Source organism: Vibrio azureus, assembly GCF_002849855.1.
GTDB classification, from domain to species: Bacteria; Pseudomonadota; Gammaproteobacteria; order Enterobacterales; family Vibrionaceae; genus Vibrio; species Vibrio azureus.
Map to the genome: position 1 here is coordinate 2,059,560 of NZ_CP018616.1, position 16,988 is coordinate 2,076,547.

The 16,988-nt window shown below is 42.5% G+C and carries 13 protein-coding genes; 11 read left to right on the forward strand and 2 right to left on the reverse strand.

Features of this window, described 5'->3' with window-relative positions:
- Window positions 1–97: 97 nt before the first annotated feature.
- The gene (locus tag BS333_RS09315) at window positions 98–1,021 is read left to right on the forward strand and encodes a DUF2989 domain-containing protein (protein WP_227739108.1); all 924 of its coding nucleotides are present in this window, start codon (window positions 98–100) and stop codon (window positions 1,019–1,021) included.
- Between the two features lie 265 nt (window positions 1,022–1,286).
- On the opposite strand, the gene msrB is transcribed toward BS333_RS09315, so the two are convergent.
- Window positions 1,287–1,706 carry a peptide-methionine (R)-S-oxide reductase MsrB gene (msrB, locus tag BS333_RS09325; RefSeq protein WP_033003113.1) on the reverse strand — a complete coding sequence of 140 codons (420 nt, stop codon included), beginning with the start codon at window positions 1,704–1,706 and terminating at the stop codon, window positions 1,287–1,289.
- A 337-nt stretch (window positions 1,707–2,043) separates the two neighbouring features.
- Here msrB and gap point away from each other — a divergent pair, with 337 nt between their 5' ends.
- From gap to BS333_RS09360, 7 genes are all read left to right on the forward strand, one after another.
- Window positions 2,044–3,039 carry a type I glyceraldehyde-3-phosphate dehydrogenase gene (gene gap / locus BS333_RS09330; RefSeq protein ID WP_021707951.1) on the forward strand — a complete coding sequence of 332 codons (996 nt, stop codon included), beginning with the start codon at window positions 2,044–2,046 and terminating at the stop codon, window positions 3,037–3,039.
- Window positions 3,040–3,177: 138 nt separating this feature from the next.
- On the forward strand, window positions 3,178–4,062 hold the full coding sequence (locus BS333_RS09335) for a D-hexose-6-phosphate mutarotase (RefSeq protein WP_021707952.1): 885 nt from the start codon (window positions 3,178–3,180) through the stop codon (window positions 4,060–4,062).
- A 105-nt stretch (window positions 4,063–4,167) separates the two neighbouring features.
- Window positions 4,168–5,013, forward strand: a complete 846-nt coding sequence (gene rlmA, locus BS333_RS09340) for a 23S rRNA (guanine(745)-N(1))-methyltransferase (protein WP_021707953.1) — start codon at window positions 4,168–4,170, stop codon at window positions 5,011–5,013.
- A gap of 133 nt (window positions 5,014–5,146) precedes the next feature.
- A complete protein-coding gene (locus BS333_RS09345) occupies window positions 5,147–6,094 on the forward strand; it encodes a ChaN family lipoprotein (protein ID WP_021707954.1) in 948 nt (315 codons plus the stop codon).
- A 297-nt stretch (window positions 6,095–6,391) separates the two neighbouring features.
- Window positions 6,392–6,709 carry a hypothetical protein gene (locus BS333_RS09350; protein WP_050567959.1) on the forward strand — a complete coding sequence of 106 codons (318 nt, stop codon included), beginning with the start codon at window positions 6,392–6,394 and terminating at the stop codon, window positions 6,707–6,709.
- 108 nt (window positions 6,710–6,817) lie between these two features.
- On the forward strand, window positions 6,818–8,716 hold the full coding sequence (locus tag BS333_RS09355; protein WP_021707956.1) for a BCCT family transporter: 1,899 nt from the start codon (window positions 6,818–6,820) through the stop codon (window positions 8,714–8,716).
- Window positions 8,717–8,919: 203 nt separating this feature from the next.
- A complete protein-coding gene (locus BS333_RS09360; RefSeq protein WP_021707957.1) occupies window positions 8,920–10,497 on the forward strand; it encodes an alkaline phosphatase in 1,578 nt (525 codons plus the stop codon).
- A 98-nt stretch (window positions 10,498–10,595) separates the two neighbouring features.
- Here BS333_RS09360 and BS333_RS09365 read toward each other — a convergent pair whose 3' ends face one another.
- Window positions 10,596–12,275, reverse strand: a complete 1,680-nt coding sequence (locus BS333_RS09365) for a mechanosensitive ion channel family protein (RefSeq protein WP_021707958.1) — start codon at window positions 12,273–12,275, stop codon at window positions 10,596–10,598.
- A gap of 401 nt (window positions 12,276–12,676) precedes the next feature.
- On the opposite strand from BS333_RS09365, the gene BS333_RS09370 reads away from it, so the two are divergent.
- The 3 genes from BS333_RS09370 (at window position 12,677) to BS333_RS09380 (ending at window position 16,921) form a co-directional block, all read left to right on the forward strand.
- The gene (locus BS333_RS09370; RefSeq protein ID WP_021707959.1) at window positions 12,677–14,071 is read left to right on the forward strand and encodes a glutamate decarboxylase; all 1,395 of its coding nucleotides are present in this window, start codon (window positions 12,677–12,679) and stop codon (window positions 14,069–14,071) included.
- A gap of 85 nt (window positions 14,072–14,156) precedes the next feature.
- Window positions 14,157–14,408, forward strand: a complete 252-nt coding sequence (locus BS333_RS09375; RefSeq protein WP_021707960.1) for a GlsB/YeaQ/YmgE family stress response membrane protein — start codon at window positions 14,157–14,159, stop codon at window positions 14,406–14,408.
- 482 nt (window positions 14,409–14,890) lie between these two features.
- A complete protein-coding gene (locus BS333_RS09380) occupies window positions 14,891–16,921 on the forward strand; it encodes an LTA synthase family protein (RefSeq protein ID WP_021707961.1) in 2,031 nt (676 codons plus the stop codon).
- Window positions 16,922–16,988 lie beyond the last annotated feature (67 nt).

Here is a 16,988-nt window from a genome sequence, read left to right on the forward strand (position 1 = left end):
GCCCCTTACTAACATTTTGATCACAGAACATAACGCCATTGCAGACAGAGTCAAGGTTTACAAAATAAATTGGTGTAACGGATCACAAGCAAAATCTATGAAACGAAAAAACGCTTTAATGAAGACTTCTTCAAGAGTCATAACTTTTTCAAGATTCCCAGTTCTTCCAAAGGTCAATGTCCTATACAGACTACCGATACTTTTTTGTTTAACGTTAACGGGCTGCTTTGACGGTAATGTCACCACAGAGGAACTGTGTCAGAAGCAACCCGAATTACAATGCAAACAGCTCAATATCAATGACGGTCGGTGTCGGATTCCCCGTACTAATTTGATATGGCATCGCTACGAACAACTCCAAGATCATTCAGAAGCAAGTAAGATCAAAGAATATGGCTTGTTAGCGGCATACCGCAAATGTTTAGAGTTGGCTTCTCAAATTACACCTATTGATCAAAGTGAATTAAAAAGAAGTCGATTTGATGCATTAGTCCATAGCATTAACGAACTTGACCGAATCGTGGCTGAACTTCAAGGCTCTACCCAACCTGCAACTTTGTATTTCTTGTGGTCTCAAACCGGTGATATGAAAGCTCGACGTTTATTTTTACGTATGGAAGGCACGCCACAACTCAACACTGCTGAAATGCAGTATGCCCTCGCGACCTTTTACGCTAAAAGAGATGCTGCAAAAACGGTCGAACTGCTTAATAATGCCCTCTCGATGTCCGACACAAATAACCTCAAGCCTGAAATACTCAACACTTTGGCAAGTTTGAATCAAGAGCTTGGAAATAAGGAGCAAGCTTACTTATGGACCATGGTCGCCAAACAATTCGATATGCCAATTACCAGCAAAGACAAACTGGAGAGGATGTTCGCTTTTAAGCAGCCCGCTAAATATGAGCAATTAGAAGATTTAGCAAAACGCGTCGCTAAATCGATCAAAAAAGGGAAATATTCCCCCGACCAAATCAATGCTTACTTAGACACCATCAACACGCCCGTTGTACCACAGTAAAAATAAGAGTCACGATTATACCCAAGTGACCTCAAGATGCTTGATTCAGAGCGAGGCCACTGAGTCGAATTCAAGGAAGACAACGAAGCGGAATAGTAGGCTCTTTCCAAGTTGTTTGACGCAAGAAGTCGGCTCAGTGACACGCTCCCAAAGGGCGAGCAAGTTTTCAGGCTGGTGGTCATACGAATACACCGTGGTTCAACATTAAAAATCGTTAACCAAGCTCAATCGTGTCATTTTGAAAGGATAAAACAGTATTGAGCAATTATTGGCCATCTTGACCAGATTTGTTGAAAATTAACGACACAGAATTAACACAATATCGCTCACCCGTTGTGGCTGGACCGTCTTCAAAGACATGGCCCAAATGACTGTCGCAAGCCATGCATCGGATCTCGGTACGCACCATTCCGTGACTGAGATCTTCAATATATCGCACAGCTTCACTGTTCGCTGGCGCGTCAAAACTGGGCCAACCACATCCTGAATCATACTTGTTATCAGAGAAAAATAACGGTGTTTGACAACAGGTACAAAGGTAAACCCCTTCCTCTTTATTATGCAGTAACTTACCTGAGAAAGGCGGTTCTGTACCTTGCTGACGACAAACTCGGTATTCCTCATCTGACAGCTGTTCACGCCAATGTTCATCTGGCTTTATGATTTTCAATCCATTTTTTTCTATCAATTCCTGTTCCTTATTTTTTATTTTTAACCGTGACTTTTTGAGCAAAAAGCTTGCTTCTCGTAACAGTTGTAGCACATACTTTCTCACCGGGACACCATGTGTAATTAATTTGATACGAGCATTCGTGTCGACAGTTATATTACGCCAACTGGAGTAAAGAACACCCACTGCAGAGCTTAAAAAGTGAGCACTTGCGATAAATTGTTAAAAAAAGCTTACCTTTTTTTTGACTTTAAACAAGTTAAGTCCGATTATCTCTTGCAGATGTTTACTGGATTCTGTAATTTTACTACCAGTTATCTTTAATCAGAAATTAAGTTGTGGAGCAACTATAATGACTATCAAAGTAGGTATTAACGGTTTTGGCCGTATCGGTCGTTTCGTATTCCGTGCAGCGCAAGAGCGTGCTGACATCGAAGTTGTAGGTATCAATGACCTAATCGACGTTGAATACATGGCATACATGCTAAAATACGACTCAACTCACGGACGTTTCAACGGTTCTGTTGAAGTTGAAGGCGGTAACCTAATCGTTAACGGCAAAATCGTACGTGTAACTGCAGAACGTAACCCAGAAGACCTAAAATGGGACGAAATCGGTGTTGACGTAGTTGCAGAAGCAACAGGTCTTTTCCTAACTGACGAGACTGCACGTAAACACATCACTGCTGGTGCGAAGAAAGTTGTTCTAACTGGTCCTTCAAAAGACGCAACTCCAATGTTCGTAATGGGCGTTAACCAAGACACTTACGCAGGCCAAGACATCGTTTCTAACGCTTCTTGTACTACTAACTGTCTAGCGCCAATCGCTAAAGTTCTTAACGACGAGTTCGGTATCGAATCTGGTCTTATGACAACAGTTCACGCAACAACTGCAACTCAAAAAACAGTTGACGGTCCTTCAGTGAAAGACTGGCGTGGTGGCCGTGGTGCTTCTCAAAACATCATCCCATCTTCAACTGGTGCAGCTAAAGCAGTAGGCGTTGTTCTTCCAGAACTAAACGGCAAACTAACTGGTATGGCTTTCCGCGTACCAACTGCTAACGTTTCTGTTGTTGACCTAACTGTTAACCTTAAGAAAGGTGCATCTTACGAAGCTATCTGTGCAGCAATGAAAGCAGCATCTGAAGGCGCTCTAAAAGGTGTTCTAGGTTACACTGAAGATCAAGTTGTTTCTCAAGACTTCATCGGCGAAGTTCAAACTTCAGTATTCGATGCTAAAGCTGGTATCGCACTAACTGACAACTTCGTTAAAGTAGTATCTTGGTACGACAACGAAATCGGTTACTCAAACAAAGTTCTAGACCTAATCGCACACATCTCTAAGTAATTCATTACTTAAGATGAGCGTTTAGCGCTAAATCTTGTTCAAAAGGCGGCCTTTGTGTCGCCTTTTTTGTATTTGGAATTGAATCAACGTGTTTATACTCGACTTCGGTCAAACAGAGTATTTCGCTTAGGAAACCAGATGGATTTACACTCTCTCCCAACCCTAACCGTTCTTTCCGATCATGTCAGTATCGTAGAGATCGATCAAATCAAAGTAGTACGTATCATTCATGATAAAGCAACTGCTGGTATCGCTTTGCATGGCGGTCACGTCTTATCATTTAAGCCAACAGGACAACATGACCTTATTTGGATGAGTGACAATGCGATCTTTGACAATCAGACTGCCCTGCGCGGTGGTATTCCAATCTGCTGGCCATGGTTTGGTCGTATCGCTAACCCAGCACATGGCTTTGCACGTACAGCAGAATGGACATTAGTCGAACACAGAGAAAGTGAGCATGGCGTCATTGTTGAACTGGCTTTACCTGCTACGCAAGCTACCCATCAACTTTGGCCTCATCAATTTGATGCACGCTTGATTGCCGAGATCGGTGAGGAACTGAAACTATCACTTAAAGTGACCAATACCGACTCTACACCTTGGACATTCTCTGGTGCTCTGCATACGTACCTTAACATCGGGGACGTAAGACAAACAAAAACAACAGGTATGGGTAACGAGTACCTTGATAACTTACAATCGGGTAAGCCATGTCAAGGTGAAAACACTCTGATACTGACAGAGACCATTGATCGTGTTTACACTCAGCCTGAAGCTCAGATTTTGGTTGAAGATCCTGTGTTCAACCGAACCCTAACCGTGATTAACCATGGGCATAATTCTGCGGTGTTATGGAACCCTTGGGCTGAAGGTGCAAAGGCGATGACCGATATGACTGACCATGGTTACGAGACCATGCTCTGCGTTGAATCCAGTGTTCATGCTCCTAGCCTTGAGCAAGGCAAAACCTTAGAACCTGGTGAAAGCCACGAGCTCATTTCGATGATTTCGAGCCGATAATTGAATCAGTTTAACATCATGAGCCGCCAATGACGGCTCATGATGTTCCGCAACGCGACTCTTTTTGATAGAATTTGCAACCCAACTCCCCTCCTAGAGATTGCAATGAATTATCAATGCCCTTTATGTCATCAGGCTCTTGAACTGACCGATAAAACATTCAAATGTGCAAGCAACCATCAATTCGACCTTGCCAAAGAAGGCTATGTGAATTTGATGCCCGCTCATCACAAACGCTCAAAAGATCCCGGTGACAATAAAGACATGATGCAAGCTCGTCGTCGATTCCTTGAGGGCAATTACTATGATCCTATGCGCCAAAAAGTGGCACAGCTATGCGCTCACTACACTCAAGGAGTACAGCCTCAACTATTAGATATCGGTTGTGGTGAAGGCTATTACACCGAACAAATTCAACAATCGCTGGTCGCAAAAAATGATCAAGCCATTGTTTACGGCTTAGACATCTCTAAAGTGGCAATTCGTTACGCTGCTAAACGTTACCCTAATTGTGCATTCAGTGTGGCTTCCAGTCACCGCTTACCATTTGCTGAGGGGTCATTGGATAGCATTCTTCGTATTTATGCGCCATGCAAAGCACAAGAGTTACAGCGTGTGGTGAAAGAAGATGGTGTTGTGATTACAGTAACCCCTGCAGGGCGTCATCTTTATCAACTTCGTGAGCACATTTATCAAAGTGTCCGCCTGCATAATGAAGAGCCAGAAATCATCGACGGTTTTACCTTAGAGCATCAAGAAAAGCTCAACTACACGATGGAACTGAAAGATGGTGCCGCTTTTGACTTACTTCAAATGACACCATTTGCTTGGAAAGCCAGCGATGAATTGCGCAATAAGCTGAAGAGTTGCACCGTCTTTTCATGTGAAGCCGATTTTATGCTGCGTGTTTACCGAAAAACTAACCAATCGATGCGCTCACTCGCACCTTAGTGAAAGTAATTCTCATTTACATTGATTCAACTTTTCCATTTCGGTATTCTTTGTCCCAAATGACTTCAGGACATATTACTCTCAATCCCATGTCCTGAAGTCAGCGGTTCGAAAATTAAGTTTGGAGGTTGTAATGCGCGTGTTATTCATTGGCCTACTTGTGATGGGTTCACTCACTGGCTGCCTATCTTCTCGACCATTAAGCCATAGCATTGCACCAAACCAAGTGACTACTTTTTACGATTACCAGCTCTATACACCCACTGGTGAGGCTGTTTCTCTCCAAACTTTACCCACAGAATTGAAGCAAGCTGACGTCATACTTATCGGCGAATGGCACACACATCCAGGCATACATCGATTTCAAGCAGAACTTTTAAACCAGGTTTCTGGTGCCCAACGTCAAGTTGCACTTTCAATGGAGCAATTCAGTCGTGACACACAGACGCCCCTCAACCACTATCTCGATAACAAAATCGGAGAGCAGTTTTTAAAGCAACAAACTCGCGCATGGCCAAATTACGAAAGTGATTATCGTCCACTTATCGAACTGGCCAAACATAAACAAATCCCTGTGATAGCCTCTAATGCACCCAAAAATATTGTTCGGTGTATAGGACGAGAAGGTATTGACTATCTTAACAAACTTGATGAGAAGGAGCGCTTATGGGTTGCTCGGACTATCAATACTCAAAGTAGACCATATAAAGATAAATTTATGTCATCTATGCACCATGGTCCTACCGAGCAAACCGAACGTCAATACGCCGCACAAATCACTTGGGATGAAACCATGGCAGAGTCGATCACTGACTATCTCAGTCAATTTCCGGGGTCTCAAATCATCCATATCGCGGGTAACTTTCATATTGAGCAAGGCCATGGGATAAAACAATCTATTTTGGATCGAAACCCAAACTTAAGCGTCATGATCATTTCTCCTGTAAAAGAGATTGCCGCTCAGAGTTCAGATTACCTATTACATGTCTTACCTATTCCAACTCGCTATCGACTAAAGACCAATCAGCTCGCCGCTTTTAAACAGCTCTCTCATCGTAGTAACTCACTAATATGTAAGTAATTGTGAACGACTTCTCAATAATTTATAAGAAGTAAGCTTGTTTATTGATTATTGCTCTAGTTGCATGTGTAATCTATTAAATATGTTGCTGTAACAGACTTACACAAACTGATGTTTTTTTGCTCAAGTTATGCCTAAGTTGGTCGATATAAAAAAGACAACAAAATACTGAATCAGTAAGCTGTCCAGCACTTACCCTCTAGATGAAGCGCGTTTTGAACCAAGGAGCTATCGATGAAACCAGTAGGGACACCATCTGCTCATACTTATACTGTTGATAAGAGCAGAAGCAATACAATGCAAGCTAGCCATCCTCAAGCCGCGAAACAACACCCACCGGTCGAACAGTCACCATTAAAAGTTGAACAAAATCAAGTTACTCTATCCAAAGAAGGTAAAGCGCTACTTAATGCATTGCAACAAATAGAGCACGAAAGTAAAACGCATAAAAATGACGATAAATCCGTTGGAGATCAAGTTGAGTCCTTCGCTCATGGCGCCTTAGGTATCGAACATCCAGACAAGATGGAACAAGACGAAGACGGCTCGTATTCCGCAGGTCAATATGTCTCAGCAGCCTTAAGCGTTGGAGGCATTTTACTCGCTATCATTTAGGCTTTAACTTCAAATCATAGTTTCTTTCGTCACGACAAGAATTCGCATTTGAACGGTTTTTCAGCTCATGTTCATAATGGAGTAATTTCTATTAATGGACGATGAACTGTGAAAAATGCATTTTCTCTCATAGACAAACCCACTTTTTTTGGCGCAATAGCGCTACTTCTTTCTATTGTCTTCCCCCTTATTTTATTTCCAGCTGAAGGAGCGGAATGGATTGCCGTTGCGAAGAGCTTTATGACCGATAAGCTAGGTTTCTTGTACTTATCTCTTGGTCTTGCTGCCTTTGTTTTCATGATTTATGTCATCTTCAGTGATATAGGGCAAATTAAGCTCGGTGAAGCTGATGAAAAACCAGAGTTTGCTACTTCTTCTTGGGCTGCAATGCTTTTTTGTGGCGGTATTGGAGCAAGTATTCTCTACTGGGGATGCATTGAATGGGCTTACTACTACCAATCACCACCTTTCCAGCTAGAGCCTGGTAGTGAAGAAGCGGTTCGATGGGCGGCAACCTATGGCTTATTCCACTGGGGCCCTATTGCTTGGTCAATTTACCTGATCCCTGCATTACCAATCGCTTATTTCTTCTACGTGCGTAAGCAGCCTGTTCTCAAAGTATCCAGTGCGCTAATGCCTGTTCTTGGTGAAGAGCGCAGTAAAGGCAAAGCGGGTAAAATCGTTGATGTGTTGTTTATATTTGGTCTATTGGGCGGCGCAGCAACCAGTCTTGGCCTAGCGGCACCATTGATTGGTGAAGGACTAAACTATCTGTTTGGCGTTCCTAAGAATACGTTCAGCCAAGTATTGGTACTGTTAGTATGTACCGCTATTTTTGCTTATTCTTCTTATGCAGGTATGGAGAAAGGCATTAAAGTACTGAGTAATATCAACTTTTGGGGTGCGATGGGTCTGTTAGCTTTTGTGTTAGCGGTTGGACCAACCATTTTTATGCTAGAAACAGGGTTAGACTCAATTGGTCGCATGTTGTCTAACTTCTTTGTCATGGCGACTTGGGCAGAACCATTTGGTGGCTACGGTACATTTGACAATACGCACTTCCCACAAGATTGGACCATCTTCTACTGGGCATGGTGGTTAGTATTCGCACCAAGTATGGGTTTATTCGTTGCACGTATCTCTCGTGGACGTACGATTAAACAAATGGTTGCGGGTTCTATCTTCTTTGGTTCACTTGGCTGTTTCTTATTCTTCATGATCCTTGGTAACTATGGCTTATCACTGCAACTCTCTGGTGAGTTAGATGTTGTCGGCATCTTGAATGCAGAAGGTGCAACCGCCGCTATTTTTGCCATGCTTGATGCACTACCAATGAGCTACCTTGTCATTGCTGTGTTTACGATTCTGTGTATTATTTTCACAGCAACGACCTTTGACTCGATCTCTTACATCTTGGCCTCTGTGGTACAAAATAATGTAACAGAAGAGCCAATGCGCTGGAACCGAATGTTCTGGGCATTCACTTTGTCTTTCCTACCAACGGTACTGTTGTTTATGGGTGGATTAAGTACATTACAAACCGCAGCCATTGTTGGGGGATTACCACTTCTGGTTATCTGTATCATGTTGATGGTTTCAGCCGTCCGCGCGGCAACACTCGACCTTCGTCATCAAGAAGATTACGTTGAACCAACGATTAATATTGAAGAATTACCAGAGTTTGATCCATGGTCAACAGAAGGAATGGCAATGGCGAAGTTTGAAAAAGCACGAGATTCCGCTCAAGAGGCTGCAGAAGAAGAACGTGAAGCCTTAGCTGAATTGATGAGACTTCGTAAGCGCATCCGTGCTTTTGCACTGGAACATTGCGATGATCAAAACTTTGCCGATCATCATTTACCACAAGAAATGCAAGATGAGTTACAAACCTTGCTTGATAATGTCATGAAAGCAAAAGATAAAAAACTTGAGCTTTCGGAAGCAGCACAACAAGCCAGAGCAGAGTTTAATCAAATCGTGACTCAAGCCCCCGCTTTAGCGGTATAACTTAATTCCATTGCTTACTCAATAATTTAAGCTGGCTCGCAATCTGGAATCTCCAGAAAGTGAGCCAGCTTTTGTGTTTTTGTATATCAACACGCACTTCACTAAACACTCAGAACATCCTACTGAAAAGTAAATTGTCTTATTTTTGTCATACCTTTCTGCTTTACTTCAATGGCTCTCAACACTTAGGACAAGATAAGCAAATGAAAAAATTGGTCACACCACTGATTACTTTAGCGGTCACTTCGACCCTTTCCTTTACCACGCTCTCAGCAGAAATAAAAAATGTCATTCTTATGATCGGTGACGGTATGGGGCCACAGCAAGTTGGATTGCTAGAGATGTACGCGAACCATGCACCCAATTCTATCTACAAAGGCAAACCCACGGCGATTCATACACTGGCTCAGCAAGGCGTCATTGGCTCTTCAATGACAAATCCAGAAGACGCTATTGTGGTTGATTCAGCCTGCTCAGCAACCATGTTAGCCACTGGTATTCCAACCGCATCTGAAGTAATAGGTATCGACAGCCAAGGCAATCATATTGAGACTATCGTAGAGAAAGCCAAAGCAGCCAATAAAGCCACTGGCTTAGTGTCAGATACCCGTATGACACATGCGACCCCCGCTGCTTTTGCCGCCCATCAGCCACATCGCTCTCTTGAAAATAATATTGCCGTAGACATGCTAAACACAGGAGTAGATGTCTTGCTTTCTGGAGGATTACGCCATTGGATTCCACAATCAACCAATAATAAAGGTAGCACTTACCAAGAGTTAGCTCAGTTAACTCATGGTGATGTTTACCTAACATCCAAACGTAAAGATGAACGAAACTTGCTCAAAGAAGCAGAGCAACAAGGTTATGACCTCGCATTCAATCGAACCATGCTCACGTCTTCTCAAGGGAATAAACTATTGGGCTTATTTGCCAATTCAGGTATGGCCGATGGTATTACGTACAGCCAAAGTAAAAATGATCCTTCACGTACACAGCCTTCACTTGCTGAAATGACCGAGAAAGCGCTCAATGTACTATCTCAAAATAAAAATGGCTTCTTCTTGATGGTTGAAGGCGGCCAGATCGATTGGGCTGGACACAGTAACGATGCTGGTACCATGTTGCATGAATTACTCAAGTTTGATGAAGCCGTCAACACGGTGTATCAATGGGCAAAAGATCGCGAGGATACACTGGTTATTGTTACTGCCGACCATGAAACAGGATCTTTTGGATTTAGCTACTCCTCTTCAGACGTACCTAAACCAGAGAAAAGAAGTGGCGAAGCATTCGCAAAGCGAGATTTCGCACCAAACTTCAACTTTGGTAAGTTCGATATACTTGATGGCCTATATCATCAAAAACAAAGTTACTATGGCATGATCAGTGAGTTTCAAGCCCTTGATGCAAAAGAGCAGACACCGAAGAAATTCTCAGAAATTGTTAATAAAAACAGTAACTTTACCATCACACCTGAGCAAGCCAAGCACGTACTAGCCAGTAAACCGAATCCTTATCGATTGGCCAGTCACAAGTACTTAGGTGAAGACACCATCCCTGCTATCAATGATTTTGATGCCTTTTATCCGTACAATGACCGCGGTAATCTCTTAGCTCGTGAGCAAGCAACAAAACAAAATATTGTCTGGGGAACAGGCACACATACCCATACGCCTGTCAATGTCTTTGCTTGGGGGCCTGCTGAAGTCATTTTACCTTTGTCCAGAATTCAGCACCATTCAAAATTGGGTGAGTATTTAAAGCAGCAAATTCACTAACGCTGTTGATTGTACAGAGACGAGCTACAATCTGGACATAATTAAAGGGCACTCAATATCGAGTGCCCTGTGTGGGGTACAAATCTGTCAAAAGCTCGCTATACCTGTGCCTTTTCCACCATATGTAAGTGCACATCTTGTTGAGGGAATGGGATTGATATACCTTCGCGGTCAAAGCGCAATTTTACTTCTTTAGTCACATCCCAATATACATCCCAGTAATCATCGGTTTTCACCCAAGGGCGAACAATAAAATCAACCGAAGAAGTATTGAGTGTGTGAACTTTGATATTAGGTTCTGGTGTACGCAGTACTGATGGGTGTGAAGTAACAATGTCATTCAATACTTGTTCCGCTTTGAGTAAGTCATCCGCATAGCCAATACCAAAAACCATATCCACACGACGAATGCGCTCATGAGTCACGTTCTTGATCACATCACCCCAGATTTTACTGTTAGGCAAGATAATGATTTGGTTATCAAAAGTTCGGATTGTTGTGTTAACCAAACTCATATGACTCACCTTGCCATCAACACCACCAGCATAAACAAAATCACCCACATCGAATGGACGGTAGATAAGTAGCATCATACCAGCGGCAAAGTTAGATAAGGTATCCTGTAGAGCAAAACCGATGATCACACCCGCAATACCAAAACCAGTCAGTATTGGTGCTAGGTTGAGGCCAATTTGCGATAGGCCAACCATAATACCAATAACCCAAACCGCTTTACCCGACATCGAGACAAAAAAGTCCTGCATCAAGTGTGACATTTTCAAATTCTTAGATGCGACTGTCTTGCTCACCACTTTACTGGTTAGCTTAGCGAGTGACTTGGCAATCATCAAAATAAAGAAAAATACAAACAGCTGGAAGATATGTTGAGGCGCATTTTCAGCTAACCAATCGACAGCAGAGGTCGACCAATGGCTCAAAATCGACAAGATAACTTTAGTGTTTAATAAGTCATGAGTAATGTTGCCGGTGACTTCAAATACTTGGCGTTTATACTCAGAGGTTTCTAAACCAACTTTGTCCCCAATAGTGATCAGATTGCGCAAACTGTCTGTTGATATATCAAGTCGTTGCTTAAGTATGAGCTGATTAAGTTGCAGTGACGCCTTTTCTGACTCTGGGCTTGAAGAAACTTGAGAGTCGATAATATCGCGTTGCTGATTTAAATATTCAATACTTGCCGAAAGCAAACGCATCCGCTGATGTAAACGCTCTTTGAAGCTATCCATCGATTGTTTATCTTCAACACCTAATGTTTTCAACCAATGGAGATTTTGCCAACTGGCTTCATAGCTCGCGTCTAAGTACTGTTGTAGTTCACGGTAACTATTTAATAAAGTGAGTTTTTCTTCTGACTTTGCCTTATTAATCTCTTCATTGAGGACTTTTATTTTATCATTAAGGTAAGAAACAGACCCATCGGAATACTGTTCTTGCGTTCTTACCAAGGCGATCAGTTCTTCGTGAGGAATAGACTTGTGGCTAATCGCACTCGCAATACGGTTGCTCAATTCTTCATTCTTTTGAAAAAGTTGTAACTGTAAGGCATCTCGCTCTTCACCACTTGCTTGTTGTAAGCTTTGCGATAGATCTGCAATCACATTTTTGAGTTGAACAATTGCTTGCTCTGCAGGTGAAACTTTTGGCGGCTGTGTATCTTCTGTCGCACTCACAGACATCGAGTTTAATGAAAAAAGAACAACACAACATAGTGCCATCGCTTGCGCTGAACGCATTTTAAACCGTGATAATATCGTCATTTGGACCTCGTAGGAGACAAACTTTACTCGTAAGAAACGGGCCAAGATTATATTCTGTAAAGTGAATGCACTAAAGCCCAAAAAGGATCCCTTTTGCAAACTCGCACGGGTTGATCACATAGATACCTACCTTTAGCAACCATTTTTTGAACAACGCCATACATGGTTACAATAACTCAACGCCAGTGCACAAAATTCGACGAAAATCGCTCATCTTCAAGCTCGCAAACTAATACCACGAAAAAAGCTGCTAAGTTTATTCTGCGCTCCAATGATATGTAATGACGTTAGTGAAAGAGTATCCATTGAAACTCTTGTCATTAAAATAAGCATCATTAAAAGCACTTCATTGAAAGCACACAAATAAAAATCACCTCTCCAATTCGATAAAGGATTAGAAGATGCCGCTTCACAAAAAGTCAGCTTTAAAAGGTTTTATCTACGACGACATTTACTCCTCCAAAGACCTTTCTGTTGTCATGCCAAAGTACCGAATTCCAGAAAATGAACACTCGGCCTCCAATGCCTATCAGGTTGTGCATGACGAGTTAATGCTCGATGGCAACTCTCGTCAGAATCTCGCCACTTTTTGCCAGACTTGGGTTGAAGATGAAGTCCATAAATTAATGGACGAATGCATCGATAAAAACATGATCGATAAGGACGAATACCCACAAACAGCAGAAATAGAATCTCGCTGTGTTCATATGTTGGCTGACCTCTGGCATGCTCCTAACGCAGAGAACCCAATGGGATGCTCAACAACCGGCTCAAGTGAAGCTGCGATGCTAGGGGGAATGGCATTGAAATGGGCTTGGCGTGAGAAAATGAAGCAACAGGGTAAACCGACCGACCGGCCTAATCTTATTTGTGGTCCTGTCCAAGTTTGCTGGCACAAATTCGCCCGTTACTGGGATATTGAGTTGCGTGAGATACCAATGCAAGGTGATCGTTTGATCATGACGCCAGAAGAGGTGATCAAGCGCTGTGATGAAAATACCATTGGTGTCGTCCCAACATTAGGTGTGACCTTCACTTGTCAATATGAACCCGTCAAAGAGGTCCATGAAGCACTGGATAAATTACAGCAAGAAACTGGGCTGGATATTCCTATCCATGTTGATGCAGCCAGTGGCGGCTTCTTAGCTCCTTTCTGTGACCCTGATCTTGAATGGGATTTCCGCTTACCCAGAGTAAAGTCCATCAACGCTTCAGGGCATAAATTCGGCCTCTCGCCACTTGGTGTTGGCTGGGTGGTTTGGCGAGACGCAGATGCTCTGCACAAAGACTTGATTTTCAATGTCAATTACCTCGGCGGTAACATGCCCACTTTTGCGCTTAATTTCTCGCGTCCAGGGGGACAAATCGTCGCGCAATACTATAACTTCTTGCGTCTTGGAAGAGAGGGATATCGTAAGATTCACCAAGCTTGTTACGACACCGCGCGCTACTTAGCAAAAGAAGTCGACAAGATGGGTATGTTCAACATTATTTATGATGGCCATGGCGGCATTCCTGCTTTGAGCTGGAGTTTAAAAGCTGAAGCTAACCCGGGCTTTAACTTATATGACCTATCGGATCGCATTCGTTCTCGCGGGTGGCAAATTGCAGCCTACGCGATGCCAGCAGAACGAGAAGACTTAGTCATCATGCGCATTTTAGTCCGCCACGGTTTCAGTCGTGACCTTGCCAATTTATTGATCTCAGACCTACAACATTGCGTCGACTTTTTTGCTAAACATCCGGTGGTCAATGGAAGCAATGCAGAAGAATCAACAAATTTTAATCACGCATAATACGTTGCTATTGAGCGGCTCGCTACGACATTTATGCTCAATGGACTAAGATAAATACGACACGTGTTTCGCTTAAGGAGAGTTTATGGGATTTTTTTCTTGGATTATTCTGGGCCTAATTGCTGGTGCACTCGCAAAATGGTTAATGCCAGGTAAAGATGGTGGTGGCTGGATTGCAACCATGTTACTCGGCATCGCGGGGGCCTTTGTCGGCGGTTTTTTAGGTAGCTTTATCGGCTTAGGTGGCGCAGACGGCGTAAATATAGGCAGTATTATTACCGCAACACTCGGCGCTTTCGTACTACTGTTTGTTTACAATCGTTTTTTCAGAGGCTAATTCCATCGTCCTGCAGTAAGTCGGGTTTAGCCAAACCGTCAAGTTAAATAATAAGCGTTTTACTCCTTGCTTGAAAAGATGTGTCCAAGCCATATAAAGTGCTTGAAACACATACTTAAACAGGGACTCTCGTCCCAAATGCAACGAGGTCCAACTAACAATGAGTAAAACGCTCTCATCCCAGCCCAAATATACCTATGCCCAAGTAACCTTACATTTCTTTCCATCGACTTCATCAAAACCCAACACCTCAGGACTGAACAACCCTAAGTTTTAAAGATCGAAGTCACTTTATGAGCTTTAGCTAAATTCAACAAATTGCCCCCCATAAAAACAAAGTTTGATAAAACCAAGTAACAATAGTGCGCCTGTCAATGCTATAGTTAACGATAACGTCTAAACTGAGGCAAAAATAGGTCATTCTTTAATCACCAAATTTACTCGCCTCATTATATATCCTTTGACAGGAAGCCTTTGATACAATGTTTCAAGAAAACTCACGTAAACTTTTCAGAATCATCTGGTTGCAAGTCGGCCTTTTAGCTCTCACACTTTCCATTTTTAGGCTAATCTTCACTTTTACTGTGGGTGATTGGCATACCATCAACAATGTTCTTAGCGACTATTTTAATTCGGTTTTTGTCGGATTCCGCTTCGACATGCGAGCTGCCACCATCGCTTTCGCACCTCTTTTTTTAGTCGGCTTGCTCCTCTCGGGGACACGGTTCTTTAATTACATAACTCGAGGAATTGTTGGATACAGTCGTTGTATCTTTTTCCTTACAGCCGCTCTTTCTATTGGTAATTACTATTACTACAAAACGTACGCGAACCATTTTGATATTTTTATTTTTGGGCTAGCGGAAGATGATACCTTAGCCGTACTTAAAACGATGTGGCAAGATTACCCAATCATTCGCTCTTTCCTTTGCGCTCTACTGATTACGATTATTGCAAGTAAAATCATCCAACTTGCTTGGAAACGCATTGATACACTCACTTGGCCACGCCGCAGTGTACTGATGACGACATTATCCATTTTGTTCACCATTGTGGTTTACGTATTCTTTGCTCGTGGTTCACTCGGTACTTTTCCTCTTAAGCAATATCATGCCAATGTATCAAACTATGAGGTTCTTAATAAAACGACCCCAAATGCGCTGCTTGCTTTAGACTGGGCCCGCAGTAATAGAAAGAAGAGTCAAAAGTTCCATCCTGTTTCACAAAACCAATACGACCAACAAGTCAGTAAGGTACTTGGTCAAGATAGCCCTGTATACCGCACAGGTACTAACCCTTACCTTGAAAAACATCAGCCACATGTGGTGTTTGCTTTAATGGAAAGCATGGGTGGAAACTTACTGATTGAAGATAAAAACCCTAATACTGATCTTCTTGGTGCCCTGAGAGCTCACTATAATCAAGACTTTAGTTTTGATCGAATTCTTGCCGGTACAGGGGGTACTATCAATAGTATCGTTATGATGCTGTTCAATAGTAATAATGGCACCATCAGTCACGGTAGTGAGCAAAAGACCGTTCTTCATCATACCGCTTTTGAACCCTATAAAAAATCAGGTTATAAGATTGTCTATGTTACGGGTGGCAGTCCTTTATGGAGAAACTTGAAGTATTACCTACCAACACAAGGGGTGGATGAGTTTTATTCTGAAGGAGATATTTATCAGGCCATTCCTGAGTCTAAGCAATACAGTAATACTTGGGGCGCTGCGGATGAACATACCTTTCAGTTTGCAGAACAGCTATTACAAAACAGTAAGCAGCCTATTATGTTGATGATCCAAACGCAAACCAATCATCCTCCTTACCAGATTCCAAGCTCGTACACACCAAAGCCGATTGAAGTCAGCCAATATTCAATCGATAAAATGCAGAAAGAAGAGCCACATGTAAGAAAGATTCACGAGACTTACCAGTATGCCGCTAATTCCCTTGGTAACTTTGTCAGTGCAATCAAAGCCTCTCCACTTGGTGATAAAACCTTGATCGCTGCTTCTGGTGATCATCGTTTACGTGAGTACTCCATTACTTTCCCTCAAGATTTAGGGACAGCTCACTCAGTTCCACTTTATATGTACATCCCAAAAGTGATCCTTGAGCACAGCCACTACCACTATGATAAGAGCAGAGTAGGATCACATCGCGATATCTTCCCAACACTTTACTCATATAGCTTGTCAAATACGGAGTACTATTCATTAGGTGGCAGAAATATACTGGCTTCAAATGACGTTGAGCACCCTTACGGCTATGGTCTAGGAGTCACTTTCACGGCTCAAGGGGTAACTTATGCATCCGATATAGAGAAACTGTACCCTTGGGAGACACAGGAAGGTTTAAGCGTCTCAAAGCAAGCGATTCCAAATCCTAATCCAGATCTAGGCAAAGATTACATTGCTCTACAAACTCTATTCATCAATTCTCAATTGAAAGGGTTTAGATGTGACAAGTCTGAAATCTGCCGGGTAAAATCAAAGAAGACAAATAAGTAATAAAATTCAAAAAGGTAAAAATCAGGCCTCAACAGAACCGCTCTGATTTTTACCTGATTTCTTGATG